Consider the following 25821-nt stretch of genomic DNA (forward strand, 5'->3'; position numbering starts at 1 on the left):
TTCCGCCGAGATCTGGGCGCGACTCGGGATTGCGAAAATACGTTTTTGCGCGAACTTCAAGTTAAAAAATCCGAAGAATTATCAGAAAATTTATTGACATGGCAGGCTTGGCAGAGCTTTTTGGAAGGCGAGTTCGCGGCATCACCCCAACGCTGCGACACCGCGAAATCAAATCGGTAGGTTGTTATGCAACGTTTCGTCTGCACAACCGCACGGGGTGCGCTGTTGATGTTTACTTCGCTGGTTCCGCTGGGTGCATACGCCCCCGGAACGTTGATGGTGACAGCGCTCGCCATATCGGTCGGCGTCGCCCAGCCCGTCCAGGCACAGACCACGCCCCCCCCGGATCCCTCCGTAACTTCTGCTGTTGGCGATCCGGTCACGAACCCGGTCACTGGAACCGAGACGACGGTCAGCGCGCTGCTGGTCGATCCGGCGGGCACACCGACAGCCGGCGACACGGCCTTCGTCCAGACCGCAGATGGATATACGTTCCTGGTCAAGGCGGCGGGCGAGACGTTCTATAACAGCGACAGCCCGCCCGTCGCCTTCACCATCGGCAGCATAAGCGGCGGCGACGCCGAGGTCACCAGCCCCGGCGCGACAGGCACGCAGGCTTTTCCGCTGGGACAGACGACGACCGCGTTCAACGATGATTTCAACAGCACCGGAACGCCCGGAGACCTGACCCCGCCGGTGGATGTCAGCGGTCCGAACGGCGTGCGGCAGGTGGTCTTCGGTCGCGACGGCAGCAATGGACGCGCGGGCGCGCTGTTCGTGCCGCCCAGTTCGGGCGGTGACGGGGCGGTGGGACCGACCCAGGTCCAGACACTAAGCAGCGACGTCAACGCGACCTCGAATATCGGCTGGGAAATCGGCAGCGTCGGTGGCGCGGGTGGGCGCGGCGGCGATTCCTATCTCAGCTTCTGGGACGGTCGCGATGGCGGCGATGGCGGTGCAGGCGGTCGGGTGATCGCCACGCAGAGCGCCACCAGCACCATCCAGACCGCCGGAACAAACAACTACGGCATCTTCGCCTACAGCCGCAGCGGCCGCGCCGGCGACGGCGGCAGCGGCTTCGCGGCGCCCGGCGGCGGCACCGGCGGGCACAGTTCCGACGGCGGTTATGTCACCGTGAACCAGTCTGGCGAAATCTCGACCAGCGGCACGAACGCGCATGGCATCTATGCACTCAGCGTCAGCAATAACGGCGGAAACGGCGGCAACCAATGGGGGCTTGTCGGCCAGTCCGGCAGCGGCGGCTTTGGCGGCGACGGCGGGCAGGTCGATGTGAATACCATGGCCGGTGCCACGATCCTGACGACCGGCGATTTCGCCAACGGCATTCTGGCGCAGTCGATCGGCGGCTCGGGCGGGTCGGCGGGGATCAGTGGCAATCTGCTGGTGTCGCTGGTCGGCAGCGCCGACAACGGCGGCAACGCATCTGCGGTCAATGTCAGCAACGCGGGTGCGATCCAGACCCAGGGCGCGTTGTCGCGCGGGATCATGGCACAGTCCATCGGCGGCGGTGGCGGCGCGGGAGGCACGGCGGCCGGTCTGGTATCGCTGGCGCTGGGTGGCGTGGGATCGAACGGCGGGTCGGGCGGCGCGGTCAGCGTCACCAATACCGGCACCGGGTCGATCGTCACGACCGGTCTTCTGTCTGACGGGATCATGGCGCAATCGATCGGTGGCAGCGGCGGGCAGGGCGCGAATGCGTTCGGCCTTGTCGGGATCGGCGGCACCGGGTCGCGCGGCGGGAGCGGCGCGGCCGTCAGCGTCACCAATCTGGGCCGGATCGAGACAACGGGTGACGGCGCGCGCGGTATCGTCGCGCAATCCATCGGTGGCGGTGGTGGCGATGGCGGGTCGTCTGCGGGCATGGTCGCCGTCGGCGGAACGGGATCGGGCGGCGGCAGTGGCAACACCGTGACCATCGTCAACGACGGTGTCATCACCACGCGCGGCGACGACGCGATGGGCATTCTTGCGCAATCCATCGGCGGTGGCGGCGGAAATGGCGGATCGGCCGGTGCAGTCGGCGCCTTTGTGGGCGTTGCCGTCGGCGGTGGCGGCGCGGCGGGTGGCGCGGGCGGCACCGCGAATGTCACGCTGTCCGACACGGATGCCAGCCAGCCATCGCAGATCCGGACCGAAGGCGACCGCGCGACTGGCGTCTTCGTGCAGTCCGTGGGCGGCGGCGGCGGCAATGGCGGCGGCGCGGTGTCGGTGGCCGTGGGCGCGTTCGGCGCCGCCTCGGTGTCGGTCGGCGGGTCAGGTGGCGCCGGCGGCGCGGGCGGCACGGCAATCCTGACCGGCAGCGGCGATGCCTCGGTCCAGACCGCCGGTGACGACGCCACGGGCATCCTGATGCAATCCGTAGGCGGTGGCGGTGGCAATGGCGGCTATTCGGTCGCGGCGGCGGCATCGGGCGGACCGGTTTCCGGATCGCTGGCGGTGGGCGTTGGCGGATCGGGCGCCGCCGGTGGTGCGGGCGGCGAAGTGCGCGTCGGCACGATCGACGGCGGCGGCAACCTGACCGCGCCCGGATTTTCCGGCAGCGTGGTCACGACGGGTGATCGCTCGACGGGGATGTTGTTCCAGTCGATCGGCGGTGGCGGCGGCAATGGCGGGCTGGCGGTTGCCGGTTCGGGCGGCGGCTCGCTGATCTTCTCGGGCAGCGTGTCGGTCGGCGTGGGCGGCTCGGCCTCTGGTGGGGGTGCCGGAGGCCGGGTCCGCGTCTACACCGATTCGAACATCAACACGGTGGGCGACAGTTCGACCGCGCTGATGGTTCAGTCCATTGGCGGCGGCGGCGGCAATGGCGGTGGCAGCATCGCCGCGGGCGTCAACGGCAGTGCAGGCGGCGCGGCAGGCATCAATGTCGCGGTCGCGGGCAGCGGTGCTGCGGCGAGCGCGGGCGGTGACGTGAACCTGATCGCGGGCGGCGACCTGATCCGCACGCGCGGTCGCTTCTCGACTGGCGTTCTGGCGCAATCCGTGGGTGGCGGCGGCGGTAATGGCGGCTATGCGATTGCAGCCGGGGCCGACGGTGCCGGTGCGGGCGCGGGCAACGTCAATGTCGAGATCGGCGCCTCGGCCGGCGGTGGCGGCGCGGGCGGTGTGGTCGACGCGCGCGTAGACGCCGCCGTGGATACGCTTGGCGACGATTCAGGCGCCATCGTGGTGCAGTCCGTGGGCGGCGGTGGCGGCAATGGTGGCTTCGGCATCGCTGCTGGTGCTGCGGGCGGCGGGGCCGGGGCAGGCAATGTGACTGTGGGGCTGGGCGGTTCAGGCGGGTCGGGCGGCGCGGGCAACACCGTGATCGCGGCCGTGAACGGCGACGTGTCGACCCAGGGCGACCGGTCTGCGGGCGTTGTCGCGCAGTCCATCGGCGGCGGTGGCGGCAATGGCGGATTTGCCGTGTCGGGCGCGGTCTCTGGTGCGGGCGTCGGCAGCGGCTCGGTCGCGGTCGGTCTGGGCGGTGGCGCAGGCTCGGGAGGCGCGGGCGGCGCGGTGACCACGACGGTTACTGGCGACGTCACGACCGAGGGAACCGATTCGACCGCCATTCTTGCGCAATCCGTCGGCGGCGGTGGCGGCAATGGCGGCTTCAGCGTGGCCGGAACCATTACCGGCAGCGGAACCGGCAGCGGCGCGGTCAGCGTAGGCCTTGGCGGTGGCGGCGGCGCAGGTGCTGCGGCAGGCGCCGTGACCTTGACCAGCGATGGCGCGGTCTGGACGCAGGGCGACCGGTCGTCGGGTGTCGTGGCGCAGTCGATCGGCGGCGGCGGCGGCAATGGTGGCTTCAGCGTGGCGGGCTCGGTCGCGGGCGCGGGCGTCGGCGCGGGCACGGTCAGTGTCGGGCTGGGCGGCAGCGGTGCCGGAGGCGGCGCTGCGGGTGCGGTCGATGCGACCTCGAACGGGACCATCCTGACCTATGGTTTCGCCTCGTCAGGCTTTGTCGCACAATCCATTGGCGGCGGCGGCGGCAATGGCGGTTTTACGGTCAGTGCGGCCCTGTCGTTTGCTGGCACCGGTGCGGGCAGTGTCGGAGTGGGACTTGGCGGCAGCGGCGCAGGCGGCGGTGACGGCGCGTCGGTGACCGCAGCGACATCGGCGAATGTCGAAACGCGCGGCGATGCGTCGACCGGCATTCTGGCCCAATCCATCGGCGGCGGCGGCGGCAATGGCGGCTTCAGCATCACGCCGACGCTGACCGGCGCTGGCGTCGGATCGGGCGCGATCTCGGTCGGGCTGGGCGGCAGCGGCGCTGGCGGCGGCAATGGCGGCAGCGTCGCTCTGACGGTCGCCAACGGCGTGTTGACGCGGGGCGATCAATCGGCGGCGGTGGTCGCGCAGTCGGTCGGTGGCGGCGGCGGCAATGGCGGCTTCAACGTCACGGCGGCGGGTACCGGCGCAGGCACGGGTTCGGGTGCCGTCGGCGTCGGGATGGGCGGGCGCGGTGCCGGTGGCGGCGCTGGCGGGACAGTGACCAGCGATGTGACAGGAAGCCTGACCACGCTTGGCGACAGTTCGGGCGGGCTGGTCGTGCAGTCGCTTGGCGGCGGTGGCGGCAATGGCGGCATGAATGTTAGCGCGGCGGTCGCGGTCGCGGGCGTGGGATCGGGTGGCGCGTCAGTCGGTCTTGGCGGCGCGGCGGGCGCGGGCGGCGATGCGGGCACGGTTACATCGTCGCTGACCGGCGATGTCGCGACCGTGGGCATCAACTCGGGCGGCGTGACCGTGCAATCGCTTGGCGGCGGCGGCGGCAATGGCGGGCTGAACGTCTCGGCCATCCTGACCGGCGCCGGGACCGGATCGGGCGGGGTTTCGGTAGGTCTTGGCGGCAGTGGCGGTGACGGCGGTGACGGCGCGGCCGCGGACAGCACGGTCACCGGCAATGTCGTGACCTTTGGCGCAAACTCGTCAGGCGTTGTCGTGCAATCCGCGGGCGGCGGTGGCGGCAATGGCGGCATCAGCGTTTCTGCCGCAGTCAACCTTAGCGGCACCGGAGGCGGTGCGCTGGCCGTGGGCCTTGGCGGCAGCGGCGGCGGCGGCGGCGATGCGGACACGGCGACCGGGCGGGTGACGGGCGATATCACTACGGTCGGCCTGAACTCTTCGGGCATGGCCGTGCAATCGCTTGGCGGCGGTGGCGGCAATGGCGGGATCAGCATAGCTGGCGCGCTGAACGCGGCCGGGACGGGCGGCGGCGCGGCCTCGGTCGGGATCGGCGGGTTTGGCGGTGACGGGGGACTGGCCTCGGCGGCATCCGGCACGTTGACGGGCGACGTGACGACGCTGGGCGACAGCTCGGGCGGCGTGCTGGTGCAATCGGCCGGTGGCGGCGGTGGCAATGGCGGACTCAGCGTGTCCGGCACCGTAAACCTGGCGGGCACTGGCGGCGGCGGTGTGGCCGTCGGGGTCGGGGGCTTTGGTGGCGGCGGCGGCGCTGCCGGGACGGCGACCGGAGAAGTCACCGGCAACGTGGCGACGGCGGGTACGGATTCCTCGGCCTTCACGGTGCAGTCGCTTGGCGGCGGTGGCGGCAATGGCGGCCTCAGCGTCGCCGGAACGCTCAGCGCGGCGGGCACGGGGTCTGGCGCGGTGTCGATCGGTGTCGGTGGCTTCGGCGGCGATGGCGGCGCGGCCGCGGCTGCGTCGGGAACGATGTCGGGCGATATCGTCACCGCCGGGGACCGGTCCGGCGGGGTGCTGGTGCAGTCGGCCGGTGGCGGCGGCGGCAATGGCGGGTTGAATGTCAGCGGTGCGGTCAGCCTTGCTGGCACGGGTTCGGGCGTTGCGTCGGTCGGGATCGGCGGCGCGGGCGGCGGTGGCGGTGCGGCCGACACGGCCACGGGCAGCGTGACCGGAGATGTTGAAACGGCGGGCGTCGATTCCGCCGGAATTACGGTTCAGTCGCTGGGTGGCGGCGGTGGCAATGGCGGGATCAACGTCTCGGCCAGCCTGACCGCGTCCGGCAGCGGCGGTGGCGGTGCGGCCATTGGGGTCGGCGGTTTCGGAGGCGCCGGTGGGGACGCCGCTGCGGCACAGGCCAGCGTCGAGGGCGATGTGCTGACCGAGGGGGATCGTTCCGGCGGGGTGCTGGTGCAGTCGGCCGGCGGCGGTGGCGGCAATGGCGGCCTGAGCGTCGCAGGTTTCGTCAACCTGTCCGGCAGTGGCGGCGGCGGGGCTTCGATCGGCATCGGCGGCATGGGCGGCGGCGGCGGCAATGCCGGGACGGCCAGCGGCACGATGACCGGCAATGTGACCACGGCCGGGGCGGATTCCGCCGGCTATTCCATCCAGTCGCTTGGCGGCGGTGGCGGCAATGGCGGCATCAACGTGTCCGGCACGCTGAGCGCGACGGGCAGCGGCGGCGGCGGCGCTGCCATTGGCGTGGGTGGCTTTGGCGGCGGTGGCGGCGACGCGGCTTCGGCCTTTGGCGCGCTGACCGGAGATGTCGCTACGGCGGGCGACCGTTCGGGCGGGGTGCTTGTGCAGTCGCTTGGCGGTGGCGGCGGCAATGGTGGGCTGAATGTCAGCGGTGCGGTCAGTGTTGCCGGAAGCGGCGGCGGCGCGGCGGCCATCGGCGTCGGCGGCATGGGTGGCGGCGGCGGCGCGGCGGACAGTGCGACCGGCAGCATGAGCGGCAATGTCCTGACGCTTGGAAACGATTCGACGGGCATGACCGTGCAATCGCTTGGCGGTGGCGGCGGCAATGGCGGCATCAACGTGTCTGCCGCGATCAGCGCCGCCAGCAGCGGCAGCGGTGCGGCGGCCATCGGCGTCGGCGGCTTCGGCGGCAGCGGCGGCGATGCGGCCGCAGCCACAGGAACCATGGCTGGTGACGTACGGACCGAGGGCGACCGCTCGGGCGGTGTGCTTGTGCAGTCGCTTGGCGGCGGCGGCGGCAATGGCGGGCTGAACGTCAGTGGCGCGGTCAGCCTGTCCAGCCAGTCCAGCGGCGCGGTCGGCCTTGGGATCGGCGGGGCCGGCGGTCTGGGCGGAGCGGGCAGCACCGCGACCGGCCGCGTGACCGGCGACGTGACCACGCTGGGGGAAAATTCAACGGGCGTGATGGTGCAGTCTGTCGGCGGCGGCGGCGGCAATGGCGGGCTGAATGTCAGCGGCGCGGTCAGCATCGCGGGCAACGGCAGTGGCGCGGCGGCCATCGGCGTCGGCGGCTTCGGCGGTGGCGGCGGGATCTCGGGCGACGTGACTGGTGCCTATACCGGCACCGCGCTGACCTTCGGGGACCGCTCGGCCGGGGTTGTGGCACAATCGCTTGGCGGCGGCGGCGGCAATGGCGGCATCAACGTCTCGGCCGGCATTTCGGTCGGGTCCAGCTTCTCGGGGGCGGTCGGCCTTGGCGTCGGCGGGTTCGGCGGCGGCGGCGGACAGGCCGGTTCGGTCGATCACACGGTCGCGGGCTATGCCCAGACGTCGGGCGACGATTCGATTGGCGTTCTCAGCCAGAGCCTTGGCGGCGGTGGCGGCAATGGCGGGCTGAATGTCAGCGGTGCCGTGTCGCTGTCGCGCCAGACCAGCGCGGCGGTTGGGCTGGGTGTCGGCGGGTTCGGCGGCAGCGGTGCCGATGCCGGCGCCCTGACGGCCTCGACCTATACCGGCGGTGTGCTAACCTTTGGCGACCGCAGTTCGGGCATCGTCACCCAAAGCCTTGGTGGCGGTGGCGGCAACGGCGGCACCAATGTCACCGGCAGCATCAACCTGACGCAGCAGAACGGCGGCGCGGGATCGCTTGGCGTTGGTGGCTTTGGCGGAGGCGGCGGAAATGGCGGCGCGGTGACCAGCACTGTCGCGACCAGTGCCGCGACCGAAAGCTTCCAGACGCGCGGCGATGACAGCATCGGGGTTCTGGCGCAGTCGGTGGGCGGCGGCGGTGGCGCGGGTGGTCTGAATGTCAGCGGCGCGGTCAGCCTGACCGGCCAGTCAGGCGCTGCTGTGGCGCTTGGCGTCGGCGGCTTCGGCGGCGCGGGCGGCGACGCGGGAACGGTCGGCCTGGACGTGACCGGCACGGTCGGCACGATGGGCAACCGCGCGCATGGCCTGATGGCGCAGTCGCTTGGCGGCGGCGGCGGCACGGGCGGCACGAATATCTCTGGCACGCTGGCGCTGACCAAACCGTCGGGGTCGAACACAATCTTTTCCATCGCGGCCGGTGTCGGCGGCTTCGGCGGCGGGGGCGGAGATGCCGGTGCGGTCGAACTTGGATATTCGGGCGCGCTGACCGCGCTGCCGCGCACGGTGAACGGCGACGGCACGATCACGCTGAACCAGACGCAGGGCGCGAACGGCATCGTCGCGCAATCCATCGGCGGCGGCGGCGGCGACGGCGGTGTGAACGTGACGGCGGGCGTCGCGATCAGCAGCAAGCCCGGCGCGGGCCAGACCGACCGCAGCAAGTCTTATGGCGTGCTGGTCGGTGTGGGCGGCTTTGGCGGAACGGGCGGCAACGCGGGCACGGTCGGTGTGGACGTGGCCGAAGGCAGCACAATCACCGCGCACGGCACCGGACGCTCGGGCATTCTGGCGCAGTCGGTCGGCGGCGGCGGCGGCAATGGCGGTCTGAACGTGTCGGGCGGAATCGTGTCCGACACGTCGTTGATCGTGGGTGTCGGTGGCATGGGCGGCAATGCCGGACGCGCCGACGATGTGACCGTGACGGCGCGCGCCGATATCGGCGTGACCACCGATCCGGACGATTTCGGCGAACCCGACGATGATAGTTTCGAGGCCAAGCTGCGCGACATCTTGGGTGATACCATCGTCGATGAAGCCGAAGACATGGTCGATTCAAAGGGTCTCAAGACGCTGTTCGTGGATCTGGGCCTGTTCAAGGGTGACGAACTGCCGGAATCCGAGGGCTCGGCCGGCCTGCTGGCGCAGTCGATCGGCGGCGGCGGCGGCAATGGCGGCCTGAACGTGTCGGGCGGCATCGCGCTGAGCAAGGACGGCAAGATCCCGTCGGTGACCTTCGGAATCGGCGGCTTTGGTGGCGCGGCGAATGTCTCGGGCGATGTCCTGGCCGATCATGTCGGCACGATCGGTGTCGAAGGCAACTGGAAGCACGGCATCTTCGCGCAATCGGTCGCCGGTGGCGGCGGCAATGGCGGGATGAATGTGAGCGGCCAGCTGAACTGGGGCAGTTCCGAAGGCACGGGCGGCGCCACCGATCTCAGCGTCGTGGCGGGGCTGGGCGGCCATGGCGGCGTCGGCGCGGATGCGGGCGATGTGGATGTGATCTCGGACGGCGATATCGCCACGCGCGGCTATCACGCACGCGGCATCTTCGCGCAATCCATCGGCGGTGGCGGCGGCACGGGCGGCATGAATGTCACGGCGGTCGGCACCAAGGACAGCTCTCCGGTGGCGATCGGGGTCGGCGGCTTCGGGGCCAGCGGCGGTGATGCGGGCGATGTCAGCGTGACGCGCGGCACCGAGACGGCAGCGGCGGGACGGATCGACACCGATGGCGTCGGCGCGCACGGGATCGAGGCCAGCAGCATCGGCGGCGGCGGCGGCGACGCCGGGATCAACGCGGTGCTGGGCTTCAGCAAGACGACCGGATCGGGCAGCAATGGCGGCACCGCGGGGGACCGCAAGACGCCCACCAATACCGGTGTCGATGACAGCGTGATCGCCAATTTCAACTCGGTCCTTGACGAACTTGAAGGCAAGACCAGCACCACCACCCCCAGCGGCGGCAAGCAGGTGAATTCGGCTGTCGTCGCCATCGGCGGCTCGGCCGGGAACGCGGGGAATGGCGGGCAGGTCGATGTGACCCATTTCGGCGATGTCGAAACCCGGCAGAACGGCAGTCACGGCGTGTTCGCGCAATCGCTTGGCGGGGGCGGCGGCAACGCGGCCTTCAATCTGGGCCTGATCTTCGAAACCGGCAACACTGACAAGAACAAGGGCTTCGGCCTTGCCATCGGCGGTGGCACCGGCGATGGCGGCTCGGGCGGCGATGTCGCCGTCGCCAATACCGGCGACGTGGACACCCATGGCGATGACGCGCACGGCATCTTTGCGCAGTCGGTCGGCGGCGGCGGCGGCAATGCCGGCTATACCTCGCTGACCAATGGCGGCGAGGGCGGCAATGTCGCGATCCAGATCGGCCGCACCGGCGGAACGGGCGGCACCGCGGGCGATGTCATCGCCAGCAGCGATGGGGACGTGGTGACGCGCGGCGCCCGTTCGCACGGGCTGTTCGCGCAGTCGATCGGCAATGGCGGCGGCAATTCCAGCGCGACCTCGGTTTCGCTGACCACGCCCAAGACGAACGACAAGAAGGGCACGACCTTCAAGCTGAGCGTTGGCCTTGAAGGCGGAGAAGGCGGCGCGTCCGGTAATGTCACGGCCGGAGCGGACGGTCTGATCTATACGATGGGCGATGATTCCCACGGCGTCTTTGCGCAATCGGTGGGCGGCGGCGGCGGCACCGGCGGTGGCGCGGGCGGTGCGGCGGGTGCGGGCACCTCCTATTCGTTGAATATCGGCGGCAGCGGCGGCACCGGCGGCGTATCCGGCACGGTCGATGTGACCAGCACGGCCCGGATTGCGACCGAAGGTGCGCGCGCCACCGCCATCATGGCACAATCCGTGGGTGGGGCGGGCGGCACCGGCGGCTATGTGAAAAGCGGTACCACGGCGCTCAGCATCGCCAAGAACCTGATCAAGGGGGCCGAGATCGGCACCACCGCCTCGATCAATATCGGCGGCAGCGGCGGTGAGGGCATGACCTCGGACGACGTGACGGTGGACAGCGGCGGGATCGTGACGACCCTGGGCGAATCCGCGCATGGGATCTTTGCGCAGTCGGTCGGCGGCGGTGGCGGCATGGGCGGTCTGGTGGACAACACCATCGTCAATCTGCGCTCGACCATCGCGACGACCGCCACGCTGTCGATCGGCGGCAGCGGCGGCACCGGCGCGGTGTCGGGCGATGTCGACGTCACCAACCGCAGCACGATCATCACCTCGGGCAAGAAATCCGCAGGCATCCTTGCGATGGCCGTGGGCGGCGGCGGTGGCGACGCGCAATATGTGCGCAACATCATCGCCGGGCCGAATGCCGACAACAGTTCCCGCAATGCGCTGCTGATCGGCGGCTCGGGCGGGACGGGCGCGGCAGGCGGCGCGGTCAGCGTGGCCAACATCTCGGGCGCGCGCATCCAGACCTCTGGCGCGGAAAGCCACGGCATCTTCGCGCAATCGGTGGGCGGCGGCGGCGGCAACGGCAGCGATGTCCTGTCGGTATCGGTCAGCCGTCCCGGCAGCACCGCCAAGGTCAGGCAGCAGGGTCTGCAATTGGGGATCGGCGGTTCGGGTGGCACCGGCGGCACCGGCGGCGCGGTCGATGTCCGCAATGACGGGGTGATCGTCACGACGGGCGCGGCTGCACATGGCGTGCTGGCACAGTCTGTCGGCGGCGGCGGCGGCAATGGCGGCTATTCGATCACCGGCACCGCGACCCTGCAGAAGGGGACGTCTTCGGATCCGACCATGGCACTGAATGTCGGCGGCTCGGGCGGCAGCGGCAATGCGTCGGGCGCGGTCAGCGTCACGAATGGCGGGCAGATCGACGTCGCGGGCGACGGCGCCTATGGCGTGCTGGCGCAATCCGTCGGCGGCGGCGGTGGCAATGGCGGCATGGCCATAGCGCTGTCGCTGAACGACCTGGCTGCACAGGCCAAGGGGCAATCCTATACCAAGCTGGCCGTGGGTGGCGCGGGCGGCGACGGTGCGGATGGCGGCGATGTCACCGTCACCCACAGCGGCATGATCACCGTGCGTGGCGACAACGCTTATGGCATCTTCGCGCAGTCGGTCGGCGGTGCGGGCGGCAATGCAGGGCTGTCGATCTCGACCCCCGTGGCGATGGCGGCGGACTATGTCATCTCGACCCTTCTGGGCGCACGCACCGGAACCGACGGGACGGCGGGCACGGTTACCGTGAACAGCACCGGCGATATCGTCGTGCTGGGCGCGAACAGCCAAGCGATCCTCAGCCAGTCGGTGAATGGCGGCGGTGGCAACGTCCAGACCTTCCTGGACTTCACCAAGACCGAGGCTGCGTCGGCGCGGGCCTTGGCGGCGGCACCCGAGACCGGCCCCGATGTCGGTGTCACCAGTAGCCTGTCGCTTGGCGGCGAGGATGTCAGCGGCAGTGTCGGATCGGACGTAACCCAGGTTCATCGCGGCGACATGCTGACGACGGCGGCGCGGTCAACGGGCATGCTGCTGCAAAGCGTCGGCGGCGGCGGCGGCACGGCAGTGACGGATGTGAAGGCCGGCCGCACCGGGGATCTGAGCCTGAATGCCATGCTGGGCGCGGTGAACACCAATGATGCCGGGGGCGGCGACATCACCGCCCGCCGGAACGGCACGGTCGAGACGCGCGGCGACATGTCTGCCGGCGGGCTGACCCAGTCCGTGGGTGGTGGTGGTGGTCGCTTGATGCTGAATACCGGCGCCGGGCAAGCCGGATCGGGGCAGCGCAGCGCCAATGTCACGCTGGGTGCCGATCCGTCCTTCCGCAACGATGGTGGCGACGTGTCGCTGCGCCTGCGCGGCGCGGTCGCGACCCGCGGCGATCACGCCAGCGCCCAGATCGTGCAGTCGATCGGCGCGGGCGGTGGGCAGGCCATGATGGCAGGGCTGGATCGTGCCCGAGTCACCCTGGGGGCCAGCGACGGCTCGACCGGCGATGGCGGTGCGATCAGGCTGGCCAATCGCGGCAACGTGCAGACCGCGGGGGGTGGGGCGCATGGTTTCGTGCTGCAGTCGATCGGTGGCGGTGGCGGCATGGTCGCGACCGACCTGCGTGCCGGTTCGCTGAGCGTGAACCTGTCCGATGAAAATGGTGGCGACGGCGGCGATATCGGCTTTGAGAATCGCGGCTATGTCCTGACGGCCGGTCGGGATGCGGTCGGAGTCCTGGCACAAAGCCTTGGCGGCGGCGGCGGTGCGGTGGACGGGCTGTATCGCGGTAGCGCGGGCGGCGCGGGCAGCGGCGGTGCGATCGATATGGATCTGACCGGCAACATCCTGTCGCTTGGCCGGGATGGCATCGCCGTGATGGCGCAATCGGCGGGCCGCGATGGCGCGGACAGCATCTCGGTGGCGCTGGACGGCGTGATCGTCGGCGGCAGCGGAACAGCGTCGGGCGGCGTATTGTCGGCCCGCGCACCGACCCGGCCCGCGGGATCGACAGCGGGTCCGGCGGCCATCGTCATTGATGGCGGCACGGTGAACACGGTCGATCTGTCCTCGGGCAGCTTCCTGATGTCGCTCAACGACCGCATCCTTTCGGGCGGCAGCGGTGCCGATCAGGTGACACTGAACGGCGGCGCGGTCGGCAACGTCGATCTGGGCGGAGGTGCCAACCGGCTGGCGGTGACGCGCGGCGCAAGCTTTACCGCGCTGGACCGGATCGATCTGGGCGATGACGGTGCGATGCGGATCGACGGCGATCTGTATCTGGGCGGCGATCCTTATCTGGCCGGTGGGCGCAACCTTGGCGTCCGGACCCGTGCAACCCAGTTCCGACTGACCCAGAATGTCAGCCAGACCACCGAGCTGACCGGATCGCTGAGCTTTGGTCGCAGCGCGACCTATACGCCCGATGTCTATTTCCGCACCGATGGCGCGGCGGGCGGTGACAGCGACCTGATCCGTGTGTCCGGCGACGCGACGTTGTCGGGCACGATCCGGCCGGTCCTGCAGTTGTTGCAGCGCACGGCGCCGCTTGCGCTGATCCAGGCCGAGGGTTCGGCCATCGACGACAGCACGCGCGTCGTCGATACGGTGGTGATCGACTATTCGATCGATGTGTCGCGGTCGGGCGGCATCAGCAGCATCAACCTGCTGGCAGATGCCGATTTCGCAGTGGCCGGCAGCAATCGAAACCAACGGCTGCTTGGCGATCACATCGGACGGGTTCTGGCCGGGCAGGGGTCGGCGCAGATGGGGCCGATGTTCGCGCTGATCGCGAACATGCAGACCCGCGCCGAGGTGATCGACGCGCTGGACCGGCTGAGTTCGGAAGGCTATGCGGCGACGCAGGTCGGCGCGCTGTATTCAGGCCGGCAGTTTGCGCGCACGATGTCGAATTGCGACAAGGCGAACATGGCTGGCGCGGCGGACGATCCGCGCGCCTGTTACTGGATCGCGGCCGAAGCCGCCAATCTGGATCGCGACGCGACCAGCGAAAGCAAGCGTTTTGCGCTGGACACCTCGACCTTCTCGGCGGGAATGCGGATGCCGGTCGGGGACGAGCTGTATCTGGGCATGGCCGCCGGGTTCGAGAATTACAGCATGTCGAACGGCGACCGGTTCATGGCCGATGGCAAGCGTGCCCATCTTGGCGTCTCGCTGGCGACCTATCGCGGCCCGTGGGAGGTGTATGGCCAGCTGTCCGGCAGCAAAGGCGATGCGGATGCGACCCGCGTGATCGGCATCTCGGGGGTGCTGCCCAACGGCGATGTCGTGACGGCGGGCACGGCCCATGTCAGCCAGACCATCAGCCAGGCCAATATCCGGCTTGGCGGCGGCTATCGCTATCAGCCGGCGGGCAGCAATTTCTATCTGCGGCCCGGCCTGGACCTGGATGCGACATGGCTGCATTCGGCCTCGGCCAGTGAAGGCGGCGACCGCTATGGGCTGGAGTTGAAGAAGACCAGCCAGTGGGTCCTGTCGGCGACGCCATCGGTCGAGCTGGGCACCGACATCGCGACCGATGGCCAGAACCGGATGCGCGCCTATCTGCGCGGCGAGATGACATTCTCGAACGCCGACGACGTGTATGTGAACGCGACCTTCCCGGGCGCGGACCCGTCCGACGGCACGTTCCGCAACTACAGCCAGATCAGCGACCGTACCCGCCGCTTGAAGGCCGGAATGACCTTCTATGGCAAGGACGGGGACGGCTACATGAATGTCGGCTATCAGGGCGAATGGGGACGTCAGGGAACTGTCGGTCATACCGCCAGCCTCAGCTTCGGAATGCGTTTCTGACAATTGCAAATATGGAAAGGACGACATGATCTGGAATACCGCGACGACGCTGGCCGTGGCGCTGACATTGCTGACCGGGACCGACGCGACCGCGCAGGGCGAAGCGCCCCAGGCGCAGCCGGCCGAGCAGCAGGCACCGGCGGCGGAAACCCCGCCCGAAGCGCCGCTCTGGCTGATTTCCTGTTCGAACCAGGCAAACCCGGACCAGTTGCTGTGCGAATTCTCGCAAAGCCTGATCGTCTCGGAGGGGAACCAGCGACTGGCGACGGCATCTTTCACGCGCGTGGCCGGACAGGATGCGACAGAGGCCGTGCTGACGGTGCCGTTCGGTGTGTCCCTGTCGGAAGGCGTAACGGTGTCTGTGGACGACAATGACGTGGGAACCCTGCAATATGACAGCTGCGACGGGCAGGGCTGCTATGCCACTGGCCCGGTCGATGATGCGTGGTTGCAGGCGATGCGTGCAGGGGAACAGCTGACTGCGTCGGTCAGGGGCCGCGACGGTCGCGATATCGCCCTGAGTTTCCAGCTGAGGGGCTTCAGCAAGGCCGACGACATGCTGCCCTGAGCGACGGTGTCTCGCGGGGCCGGATCATTTTCCGGCCAAGGCTGCCATCGTCCGCAAGATCGTCGGCGGGCTTCAGAAGTGGCGGCATGAGCAGCGATGTTCCGCCCCGCCGCTGTTGCGCGAAAAGTGGCGGTGTTCCGATCAACCATCCCCATGCTTGCGGGGGCCGCGCGTTATCGGCCCAGTGTCTGAGCGTATTCCTCAAGCTGGGTGACAACCGTGCCCCAGCCATCGAAGAAGCCCATGTCCTCGTGTGTCTGTCGCGCCTGCGCAGACCGATGCCGGGCGATCGCGGTATAGGTCGTGCCGCCATTCCCATCGTCCTCGAATTCGATGATGGCGGTCATGAACGGATCGGCGGCGGGCACCCAGCCCTCGCTGTAGCCGTCGGTGAACACAAGGCGCTTGCCGTTGATGATCTCTAGGAAGACCCCGGTGTTTTCGATATGGGCGCCATCGACATTCATGGTGGTGTTGAACTTGCCGCCGACCCGCAGATCGATATCGCAGGCGACAAGGCTGTGGGGTCTTGGCACGAAGAAATTCATCAGGTGCTTTGGCGTGGTCCAGCATTCCCACAGCACCGAACGGGGTGCATTCAATGTGCGCGCGAAGCTGAGATCGCGTTCAGGGTCCAGGTTCATTTGCTGCGTTCCTTCATCAGGTCGGTGACGTAGTCATCGAATCGGTCAAGACGGCCCTCCCAGATGTCGCGCTGTTCCGTCAGCCAGTCCCTTGCGGGCGTGAAGGCATCGGGGGCCAGCCGGCAGATGCGGGTTCTGCCCTGCTTGGTAGAGATGACCAGTCCGGCCTCTTCCAGCTTCCGCAGGTGGCCCATGAAGGATGGCAGCGCCATGTCGTGGGGCGCGGCCAATTCGCTGACGCTGGCATCGCCCCGCGCAAGGCGGTGCAGGATCATGCGACGTGTCGGATCACCCAGCGCGGAAAAGCACAGGTCGAGGTTCGGGTCTGACTTAGCCATATGACTAAGTATCGGGCCGCGGTCGGGTCGTCAAGAATTGTTAGCCGTTTGCCTTACTGAAGATGCGGGCAAGGTAAGGCGTCACAGCCCTGCAACCGGATCGCCGCGATGCGCCGGCTTTCAGCCGCCAAAGCCGCGCGATCCGCCGGTGCCGCCGAAGCCGCCGCGCGAAGCGGCCGTGGCGCGTGTCATCGGCGCCTTGCCCGCGGTGGCCGCGGGGCGCGTGAACTGCTGTGCGCCCATTGTCGCGCGACCCTGATTGGCCGAAAAGCTGCTGGTCCGGGCCGCGTTGGTGAACCCGCCCGAGGCGTTGCGATACATCGGCTGCGATGCGGCCATGCCGCCGCCGGCGCGGCCCAGCATGCTGCCGATCAGGTATCCGGCCAGCAGCGGCATGAAGATGCTGCCCGATCCGCCGTTTTGCACCTGTTCGGCTTCGGAGCCGCAGTTTCCTTCGCCATGCTGTTCCTCGCAGACCGCAAGGCTTTCATATCGGGGCGCGGCCTCGACATGCAGCGTCTCGGCATCGGCGAAGGCCTGCTGGCATTGATCGGCCGTGAACAGGCCGCCATCGGTCGCCGCCGCCTGGCAGCTGGCAAGGTCGGGAAACGCCTGCGCGTCCACCTGTTCTTCCTTGCAGCCCGCCAGCGCGAACGATGCGGCGCCGAGAATGGTCAGGGCAACGGTGCTGGAACGTTTTCTCATGCTGATATTCCTAGCGTGGATCAGTCGGAAATGAAATGCGGCTTGAAACGGGACAGGTCGCGGGTGATGCGGTCGCGGTCCTCGCGCATCCCCATCCCCACGCAGGTGTCGCCGACGATCCAGGCGCCGATGACGGGTCGGAACCCGTCCATCACCGGCAAGGGATGATAGGCCTGCACGATCCGCGGGTGACGGTCGTAATCGCTGGCGGGTGAGGCTTCCGTGACCTCGCCATCCTCGACGATCGACACCGAGGCCCCTTCGCGCGAGAAGATCGGCTTGACGACATGCCCGGCACGAAGGACATCATTCGCGCGGCCAAAGCTGTCGGCGACATCCGCGACGGGGCGCCCGCCCTCGACCAGCGCCCCTGCGACGTCATCGGCGAAGAAGGCGGGCAGCAGGTTGGGATGGCCCTCGAACATCTGCCACAGCACGGGCAGGATGCCCTTGTTCGACAACAGGACCTTCCATGCAGGTTCAAGGAACATGCAGCCCGATCCGGCGATCCGCGCGGCATAATCGTCCGCCAGCAGATCCTCCCACGGATACAGCTTGAACAAGGTGCCGATCACGCGGTCTTCGGCATCGACGAACTGACCGTCAGGGCTGATGCCGATCTTGTCCAGATCGCTGTAATGCGCGCCCAGCCCGGCCTCGCGCGCGGCCCAGCCCAACGCCTCGACCGTGGCGTAATCTTCAGGATTGCCGGCAACGGCCGTGAAATGCAGGTCGGTATCCGGGGCGAACAGGGCCCGGAACCGTTCGACCAGCGCCTCGTGGATGCCGTTGAACTGATCGGCACCTTGGGGCAGCACACCGGCTGCAAGCTGATCTTCCAGCCACTGCCACTGAAACGCCGCGCTTTCATAGAGCGAGGTCGGCGTGTCGGCATTGTATTCCAGCAGCTTCGCCGGTCCCTGCCCGTCATAGGCCAGGTCGAAACGGCCATAGATCTCGGGTTCGTTCCTGCGCCAGCTATCCGCGACCAGATCGCGATGCGGGTCGGGAATCCCCAGCCGCGACATCAGTTCCTCGCTGGTGACGATGCGCGACACGGCCTCGCGGCACATCTGGTGAAGCTGAGTCGAGGGGTCTTCGATGTCATCCTCGATCTCGCGCAGCGAGAAACGATAGGCCGAGCTTTCGTCCCAGTAGGGTTCACCATGCATGTCGGCGAAGGTGAAGCCGACCTCGCTGGCGGTGTCGCGCCAGTCGGGGCGCTCGGGCAGGGTGATCTTTTCCATGTGTCTTCCCTAGCCTGTGGGCGGGCGTTGCGCCAGATCCAAGCGAGGCAGGTTGCGTCCCGCGATGGCCGGGGGGCTTGCCGCCCCCCGGACCCCCCGCCCGCGCGGTCTGGGCATCGTGCCGAAGGTGTCGTTTATCAGGCGGCCAGCGGTTCCCGCCAGCCATCTTCCTGCCAGATGCCGGTCAGGCACAGATCGTTGCCAAGCAGAACCAGATCCGCGCGGCGCCCGGCGGCGATCATGCCGAACCTGTCGGACTTTCCGATGGCCCGCGCGGGTTCCGAGGTCGCCATCGCCAGTGCCCGGTCAGGGGTGATGCCGACCTGACCGACCAGGGTCGCGATGGCGCGATCCATCCGCAGATCCGCACCCGCCAAGGTGCCGTCGGCCAGCGTCAGGCGACCGTTCCCGCGCAGCACAGGCCGACCGTTCAGGGCCATCCGGGTCATGTCGGTGCCCGCGAAGGCCATGCAGTCGGACACCAGAAAGAGGCCGTCGGTGCGTGCCCGCAGCGCCGCCCGCATCGCGGCCGGGTGAACATGGATCCCGTCGGCGATCAGCCCTGCGAACCCCTGGCCCGCCAGCACCGCGCCGACCATGCCGGGGCTGCGATGGCCCATCTGGCTCATTGCGTTGAACAGATGCGTGGCGCAGTTTGCCCCGGCATCGTAGGCGCGGCATGCGGTTTCATAGTCGCAATCGCTGTGGCCAAGGCTGACGATCGCGCCAGCCCCCGCAAGCGCCCTGATCTGTCGTGGCGTCGCGGCCTCGGGGGCCAGCGTCACCATCAACGCGGGCAGGGCGCGCGCCGCGTCGCACAGAATCGCAAGGTCGGCATCCTCCATGGGTCGCACCAGCGCCGGATCATGGGCGCCCTTTCGGCGCGGGTCCAGATGCGGACCTTCCAGATGCAGCCCGAGAAAGCCGGGCAAGTTCATCCGCGCGGCCTGAACCCCTGCGTCGATCACGCGTGCCGTCGCCTGTGGCGTGTCGGTGATCAGGGTAGGCAGGACGCCCGCGCAGCCAAGCTGACGATGTGTGTCGCAGATCGTCCGCAGCGCGTCGACATCCGTCGTGCCATCCACCATCAGCCCGCCGCCGCCATTCACCTGCAGGTCCAGAAAACCGGGCGCGATGATTCCCTGCACCCTCTCGGTGGGCGTGCCGGCCTCGCCCGCCGGAAGTATCTCGGCGATTCGGCTGCCATCCAGGACCAGGGCGTGATCCTGCCAGAAGCGGAAGCCGTCGAAGATTCGTGCGCCCGCAATGACATGTCGCATCAGACCGTCTCCGTCACCTTGCGCAGATGCGGCGGCGTGTCGGGATCAAAGCCGCGCCGCCGTGCCAACCCCTCGACACAGGCATAGAAACTGGCGATCGCGACAAGCGGCGCGACAATCGGGTGCAGTCCGGGGACCGATGGCAGGCGCGTGGTGCCGGCAGCGTCCGCGCCGGTGACAAATACATCGGCGCCCTGCGCGGCCAACCGTTCAGCCGTGCTGACCACATGCGGCAGGGCGGCATCCTCGACCCCAAGCGCGAGGACCGGGAAATTCGCCTGCACGATCGCGGCGGGGCCATGAAGCACCTCGGCCGAACTGTAGGCTTCGGCGTGGATGCCCGAGGTTTCCTTCATCTTCAGGGCCGATTCGCAGGCGATCGCATAGCCGGGGCCGCGTCCAAGGACGAAGGCCGACGATGCGCGCGCAAGGCGCGACGACAGCGGCGACCAGTCCATCGAAACGGCCTGCGCGAGTGCGTCGGGCAGGTCCGCCACGGCGGCCCGCAGGTCGTCGTCCTGTCGCCATTCGGCCACCAGGGCCAGCCCCGCCAGGACCGAGTTGACGAAGGTCTTGGTGGCGGCGACGCTTTTTTCCTCGCCCGCCTGCAAGGCAAGGCAGTGGGCCGAGGCGTCGGCCATCGGGCTGTCCGCATGGTTGGTGATCGCGATCCCCAGCGCCCCGCCCTGACCCGCCGCGCGCATCAGGTCCACGATGTCGGGGCTGCGCCCGGATTGCGAAATGCCGACACAGGCCGCACCGCCCAGTCGCAGGGGCCGCTTGTAGATCGAGGCGACCGATGGGCCGACCGACGCGACGGGAATCCCCGCCTGCAGTTCGATGGCGTATTTCAGATAGGTTGCGGCGTGGTCTGAAGATCCGCGCGCGACGGTCGCGATCACCGTCGGATCGCGCTCGCGCAGCGACTGGCCGGCCGCGATCACGGCGTCGCGGGACGCATCCATGAAACGGGCGGCGGCCTCGGGGATTTCGGCCACTTCGCGGGCCATGTGGCTTTGGGTCATGTCGATGTCCTTTCGGCCTCGGGGGCCAGTTTCAGCTCGACGGCGAAATCATAGGCATCGCCGCGATAGAGGGATCGGGTGAATTCGACCACCTGCCCGGAAGGCAGATAGGAAACGCGTTCGATCCGCAGGCCTGCCACGCCGGGGGGCACGCCCAGAAGATCGGCGTCCTTGACCGCAAGATTGGCGGCCGAGATGCGCTGCACCGCGCGCACCGGGCGCAGATTGCGGCCTTCCAGCACGGCGTAAAGGCTGCGGTCCACGCCCTCGGGGTCGGGCAGGATCGAGGCGGGCAACGAGGCGCGTTCGATGGCCAGGGGAACGCCGTCGGAACTGCGAACCCGTTCCAGCCGGGCGACCCGGTCGTTTGCCCCAAGCCCAAGGGCCATCACCTCTTCTGGGGCGGGGGCATGCAGGCCGCGCGCGATCCAGCGGCTTTCGACCTGACGTCCGCGCCTTGCCATGTCTTCGGTGAACGAGGTCAGCAGCGACAGCGCCTGTTCCAGTCGTTCGACCCGGGGCGCGACGAAGGTGCCCGAGCCGCGCTTCTGGATCAGTTGCCCGGACCCGACCAGCGCCTCGACACCCTTGCGCACGGTGACGCGGGACAGGCCGGTCATCGCCGCCATCTCACGCTCGGGCGGCAGGTTGTCGCCGGGTTTGAGGCGGCCCGAGGCGATGGCTTCGGCGATCCGTCGGTGCAGCTGCACATAAAGCGGCCCGCCGCCGCTGTCGCTGAACGTATCGGGCGAAAACAGGTCGCTCATGCCCGATCCTCCATCTGCCGGGCCATCGCCAGGGCGCCGTCGACGCTGCTGCCAAGGGCGGGATGGACCTGCCAAGGACTGTTCAGATGCGCGGCATAAGCCGTGCCCAGCCCGCCGACGAAGACCACCGGCAGGTTGTCGCCCGCCTGAAGCGTGGTCAGGATGTGGCGTATCTGCCCCACCGCCTCGCCGAAGATGCTGCGTGCGGCCGGGTCGTCGCTGCCCGCGATGCGCGGGGCAAGCGCGCCGAAATCGCCGGGGCTGGCCTGATTGCCGAATTCGATGATGCCTTCGATGCCGCCATGTTCATCAAGGATCGCCTGAAGAAGCGGGGTCATCGGTGCGAACCCGTCCTGGGCCCTGATCGCCAGCGCCATCAGGCTGCGGCCCAGAACGGCGCCGCTGCCTTCATCCCCCAGAAGAAAGCCGCGCCCGCCGACCTGCCGGATCTGGCCTGCGCGCTGGACGGCGAAGACCGATCCGGTGCCGATCGCGGCCAGGATTCCGTCGCCGGGCCCAAGCGCGCCACGCGCCGTGGTGATTCCGTCATTGACGATCTGGATACGTGCGAACGGCAGCAACACGGTCAGGCGCTGCGTCGCCTGCCGCATCGTGCCTCCCGCCAGTCCCAGCGTCGCGATCAGGTCGCGCGGATCGATGCCGGTGTCTCCCAGTGCCTGATTTGTCGCATCCATGATGCTGGCGGCGGCGCGTTGGACATTGGTGTTGATATTGGCGGGTCCGCCCGCGCCGCGGCCCAGAATGCGCCCCTGCGCATCGGCCAGCGCCGCGCGGCATCCCGTGCCGCCACCGTCGATTCCCAGAAACAATGCCATTCGGGCCTCCTTGAGGCATAAGATACCAAAGCAATACCAAATGAAAAGAGGAAAGTTCGATAGCACTGTAAAATCCAAATTTCAGTGGATTTCACGAAGGGGGTTTACAATTGGTATTGTTTTGGCATTATCTAGCGAAACAGGAGGAATCACATGGCCGACCCCAGCACCGAAGCGAGGCACCCCGAATCCGACCGCCTGCATTTGCAGCCGGCGGGGCGCGTGCTGTCGCTGCTGCTGCAGGGTCAGGTCGACGCCTTGAACGCCTTGCGCCCGGCCTTGCCGGCGATCGAGCGCGCGGCAGAGGCCGGCGCGCGGGCATTGGGGGCCGGCGGCCGGATGGGCTATGCCGGGGCGGGCAGTTCGGGGCTGATGGCGATGGCCGATTGTCTGGAGCTTTCGGGCACGTTCGGTCTGCCGCCGGACCGGACGCCGATGCTGTTCGCGGGAGGTGCGGACGCACTGCTGCACATGAAGGGCAGTGTCGAGGATGACCCGGATCTGGCGCGGGCGGATGTCGAACGCGCAGGCCTGGTGGCGGGCGATCTTTTGCTGGTTTTGTCCGCGTCGGGAACGACCCCCTATGCGCTGGCTGCCGCCCACGCGGCACAGGCACGCGGCGTGACGGTGGCGGGCTTCGCCAATGTCCCCGGATCGGACCTGCTGCAGGTCGCCGATATCGCGGTGCTGATCGAAACCGGGGCCGAAATCATCGCTGGCTCGACCCGGATGGGCGCCGCAAGCGCACAGAAGGTGGCGTTGAACCTGCTGTCGGTTCTGGTCGCGATCCGGCTGGGTCACGTTCACGACGGTCACATGGTCAATGTCGTGGCCGACAACGCCAAGCTGGTCGCCCGTGCGGCCCGCATCGTCGCCGATGTGGCCGGGGTTCCGTCCGCGCAGGCCGAAGCGGCATTGACCGCGACCGGCGGTGCGGTGAAGCCTGCAATTCTGGTGGCGCGGGGGATGGACCCGGACAGGGCGCGCGCTGCGCTGGAGGAGACAGGCGGGCATCTTGGCCCGCTGATGAAATGACGATTTTCGGATTTCAACCACGGGCCGGGACAAGGCCCGAACTCAGGGAGACGACCATGACAGGAACACTTCGCCTTGCATTGCTGGCCAGCACGGTGCTTGCCGGCGCGGCATCGGCCCAGGATGTGACGCTGACCATCGAAAGCTGGCGCAATGACGACCTGCAGATCTGGCAGGACACGATCATCCCTGCCTTCGAGGAGGCCAATCCCGGCATCAAGATCGATTTCGCGCCGACCGCTCCGGCGGAATACAATGCCGTGCTGAATTCCAAGCTGGATGCCGGCTCGGCGGGCGACCTGATCACCTGCCGGCCCTTCGATGCATCGCTGGACCTGTTCAAGAGCGGCAAGCTGGCCGACCTGACCGATCTCGAGGCGATGTCGAACTTCTCGAACGTGGCGAAGTCGGCCTGGCAGACGGATGACGGCGCCTCGACCTTCTGCGTGCCGATGGCTTCGGTCATCCATGGCTTCATGTACAACAAGCAGGCCTTCGAAGAGCTTGGCATCCAGCCGCCAAAGACCGTGGACGAATTCTATGCGGTTCTGGACAAGATCAAGGAAGACGGCAGCTATATCCCGATGGCGATGGGCACCGCCGATCAGTGGGAAGCCGCGACCATGGGCTATCAGAACATCGGTCCGACCTACTGGAAGGGCGAACAGGGCCGTCAGGCGCTGATCGATGGCAGCCAGAAGCTGACGGACGAGGGCTGGGTAGAACCCTTCCGGCAGTTGGCCCGGTGGAAGGATTATCTGGGCGACGGGTTCGAGGCGCAGACCTATCCCGACAGCCAGAACCTGTTCACGCTGGGGCGCGCGGCGATCTATCCCGCCGGTTCGTGGGAGATCGGCGTCTTTACTCCGCAGATCGATGGCGCGTTCGAGATGGGGGCGTTCCCGCCACCCGTCCCCGCCGCGGGCGACACCTGCTATATCAGCGACCACACCGACATCGCCATGGGGATGAACGCCGCGACCGAGCATCCCGAAGCGGCCAGGACGTTCCTGAACTGGGTCGGCTCGCCCGAATTCGCGACGCTATACGCCAATTCGCTGCCGGGATTCTTCTCGCTGAATTCGACACCGGTCGAGATGCAGGATCCGTTGGCGCAGGAATTCGTCAGCTGGCGCGAAAGCTGCGAACCGACGATCCGGTCCACCTACCAGATCCTGTCGCGCGGCACCCCGAATCTGGAAAACGAGACATGGAACGCCAGCGCGAACGTCATCAACGGCGTCGAAACGCCCGAGGATGCGGCCGCGCGCCTGCAGGAAGGCCTCGCGTCGTGGTACGAGCCGCAGCAGCAGTGATCCGCAGCCGGGCCTGACGGCCCGGCGGCCGCCGGGGGGCGTTCCGTCCCCCGGTCCCCCCGAGGGTATTTTCACAAAGAAGAAGGGATGCGTCATGGCGCAGCGGAAATCGTTTCGCTGGCATATCGCGGTGTTTCTTGCGCCCGCTGTGCTGGTTTACACGGCGATCATGATCGTGCCGCTGATCGGCACGCTGAACCTGTCGCTGTTCAATCTGGACGAGGGCAACCGCATCTTTGTCGGCCTGCGGAACTTCGCCACGCTGTTCGGCGATCCGCGCTGGTCGGGGGCGTTCTGGAACGCGCTTGCCAACAACGCCTGGTTCTTCCTGGTCCACATGCTGGTGCAGAACCCGGTCGGTGTGATGCTGGCGGCGCTGCTGTCTTCGCCCCGGCTGCGGATGGCCGCGTTCTATCGCACGGCGATCTTCATTCCCACCATCCTGTCCTTCGTGATCGTCGGCTTCGTCTGGAAGCTGATCCTGTCGCCGATCTGGGGGATCGCGCCGGGCATGCTGGACGCCGTCGGGCTGAAATCGCTGTTCGCGCCGTGGCTGGGCCGGGAAGGCACCGCGCTGACGACGCTGGCGCTGATCTCGGTCTGGCAGTTCGTCGGTATTCCGATGATGCTGATCTATGCGGCGCTGCTGTCGATCCCGGACGAGGTGATCGAAGCCGCCGAGATGGACGGCGTCACCGGCTGGTCGCAGTTCTGGAAGATCAAGCTGCCGCTGATCCTGCCCTCGATCGGGATCATCTCGATCCTGACCTTCGTCGGCAACTTCAACGCATTCGACCTGATCTATGTCAGCCAGGGGGCTCTGGCGGGACCGAATTTCTCGACCGATATCCTTGGCACGTTCCTGTATCGCACCTTCTTTGGGTTCCAGCTGCAACTGGGCGATCCGCATATGGGGGCGACGATCGCGACCGCGATGTTCGGGATCATCCTGGTCGGGGTCTGCCTGTATCTTTTCACCATCCAGACGCGGCTGCGCCGCTATCAGTTCTGAGGT

Annotated in this window: 13 protein-coding genes; 5 read left to right on the forward strand and 8 right to left on the reverse strand. The window is 68.1% G+C overall.

The window, feature by feature from the left end:
* Window positions 1-276 precede the first annotated feature (276 nt).
* Window positions 277-15045 (forward strand): autotransporter outer membrane beta-barrel domain-containing protein, encoded by a 14769-nt coding sequence (locus tag MU516_RS01025; RefSeq protein WP_260275352.1) that lies wholly within the window; start codon window positions 277-279, stop codon window positions 15043-15045.
* Window positions 15046-15070: 25 nt separating this feature from the next.
* Window positions 15071-15613 (forward strand): invasion associated locus B family protein, encoded by a 543-nt coding sequence (locus MU516_RS01030; RefSeq protein WP_260275353.1) that lies wholly within the window; start codon window positions 15071-15073, stop codon window positions 15611-15613.
* 173 nt (window positions 15614-15786) lie between these two features.
* Here MU516_RS01030 and MU516_RS01035 read toward each other — a convergent pair whose 3' ends face one another.
* The 8 genes from MU516_RS01035 to MU516_RS01070 form a co-directional block, all read right to left on the reverse strand.
* A complete protein-coding gene (locus MU516_RS01035) occupies window positions 15787-16257 on the reverse strand; it encodes an SRPBCC family protein (protein ID WP_260275354.1) in 471 nt (156 codons plus the stop codon).
* Window positions 16254-16595, reverse strand: a complete 342-nt coding sequence (locus MU516_RS01040; protein WP_260275355.1) for an ArsR/SmtB family transcription factor — start codon at window positions 16593-16595, stop codon at window positions 16254-16256. The genes MU516_RS01035 and MU516_RS01040 overlap by 4 nt, the downstream gene beginning before the upstream one ends.
* Window positions 16596-16715: 120 nt before the next feature.
* The gene (locus tag MU516_RS01045) at window positions 16716-17300 is read right to left on the reverse strand and encodes a DUF1190 domain-containing protein (RefSeq protein WP_209054763.1); all 585 of its coding nucleotides are present in this window, start codon (window positions 17298-17300) and stop codon (window positions 16716-16718) included.
* Window positions 17301-17320: 20 nt separating this feature from the next.
* A complete protein-coding gene (locus tag MU516_RS01050; RefSeq protein ID WP_260275356.1) occupies window positions 17321-18547 on the reverse strand; it encodes a glutathionylspermidine synthase family protein in 1227 nt (408 codons plus the stop codon).
* A 137-nt stretch (window positions 18548-18684) separates the two neighbouring features.
* Complete coding sequence (gene nagA, locus MU516_RS01055; RefSeq protein WP_260275357.1) at window positions 18685-19827, reverse strand: N-acetylglucosamine-6-phosphate deacetylase; 1143 nt, start codon at window positions 19825-19827, stop codon at window positions 18685-18687.
* Window positions 19827-20852 (reverse strand): SIS domain-containing protein, encoded by a 1026-nt coding sequence (locus tag MU516_RS01060; protein ID WP_260275358.1) that lies wholly within the window; start codon window positions 20850-20852, stop codon window positions 19827-19829. The genes nagA and MU516_RS01060 overlap by 1 nt, the downstream gene beginning before the upstream one ends.
* A complete protein-coding gene (locus MU516_RS01065) occupies window positions 20849-21619 on the reverse strand; it encodes a GntR family transcriptional regulator (protein ID WP_260275359.1) in 771 nt (256 codons plus the stop codon). The genes MU516_RS01060 and MU516_RS01065 overlap by 4 nt, the downstream gene beginning before the upstream one ends.
* On the reverse strand, window positions 21616-22455 hold the full coding sequence (locus MU516_RS01070; RefSeq protein WP_260275360.1) for a glucosamine kinase nucleotide-binding domain-containing protein: 840 nt from the start codon (window positions 22453-22455) through the stop codon (window positions 21616-21618). Before MU516_RS01070 ends, MU516_RS01065 begins: the two co-directional genes overlap by 4 nt.
* Window positions 22456-22608: 153 nt before the next feature.
* Between MU516_RS01070 and MU516_RS01075 the strand changes: the two genes are divergently transcribed.
* The 3 genes from MU516_RS01075 (at window position 22609) to MU516_RS01085 (ending at window position 25818) form a co-directional block, all read left to right on the forward strand.
* On the forward strand, window positions 22609-23490 hold the full coding sequence (locus MU516_RS01075) for an N-acetylmuramic acid 6-phosphate etherase (protein ID WP_260275361.1): 882 nt from the start codon (window positions 22609-22611) through the stop codon (window positions 23488-23490).
* A gap of 56 nt (window positions 23491-23546) precedes the next feature.
* Window positions 23547-24806 (forward strand): ABC transporter substrate-binding protein, encoded by a 1260-nt coding sequence (locus MU516_RS01080; RefSeq protein WP_260275362.1) that lies wholly within the window; start codon window positions 23547-23549, stop codon window positions 24804-24806.
* A 94-nt stretch (window positions 24807-24900) separates the two neighbouring features.
* Window positions 24901-25818: a carbohydrate ABC transporter permease gene (locus MU516_RS01085; RefSeq protein WP_260275363.1), complete on the forward strand. Its 918-nt coding sequence runs from the start codon at window positions 24901-24903 to the stop codon at window positions 25816-25818.
* Window positions 25819-25821: the final 3 nt, after the last annotated feature.

The organism is Paracoccus maritimus (assembly GCF_025195095.1).
Classification (GTDB): Bacteria; Pseudomonadota; Alphaproteobacteria; order Rhodobacterales; family Rhodobacteraceae; genus Paracoccus; species Paracoccus maritimus.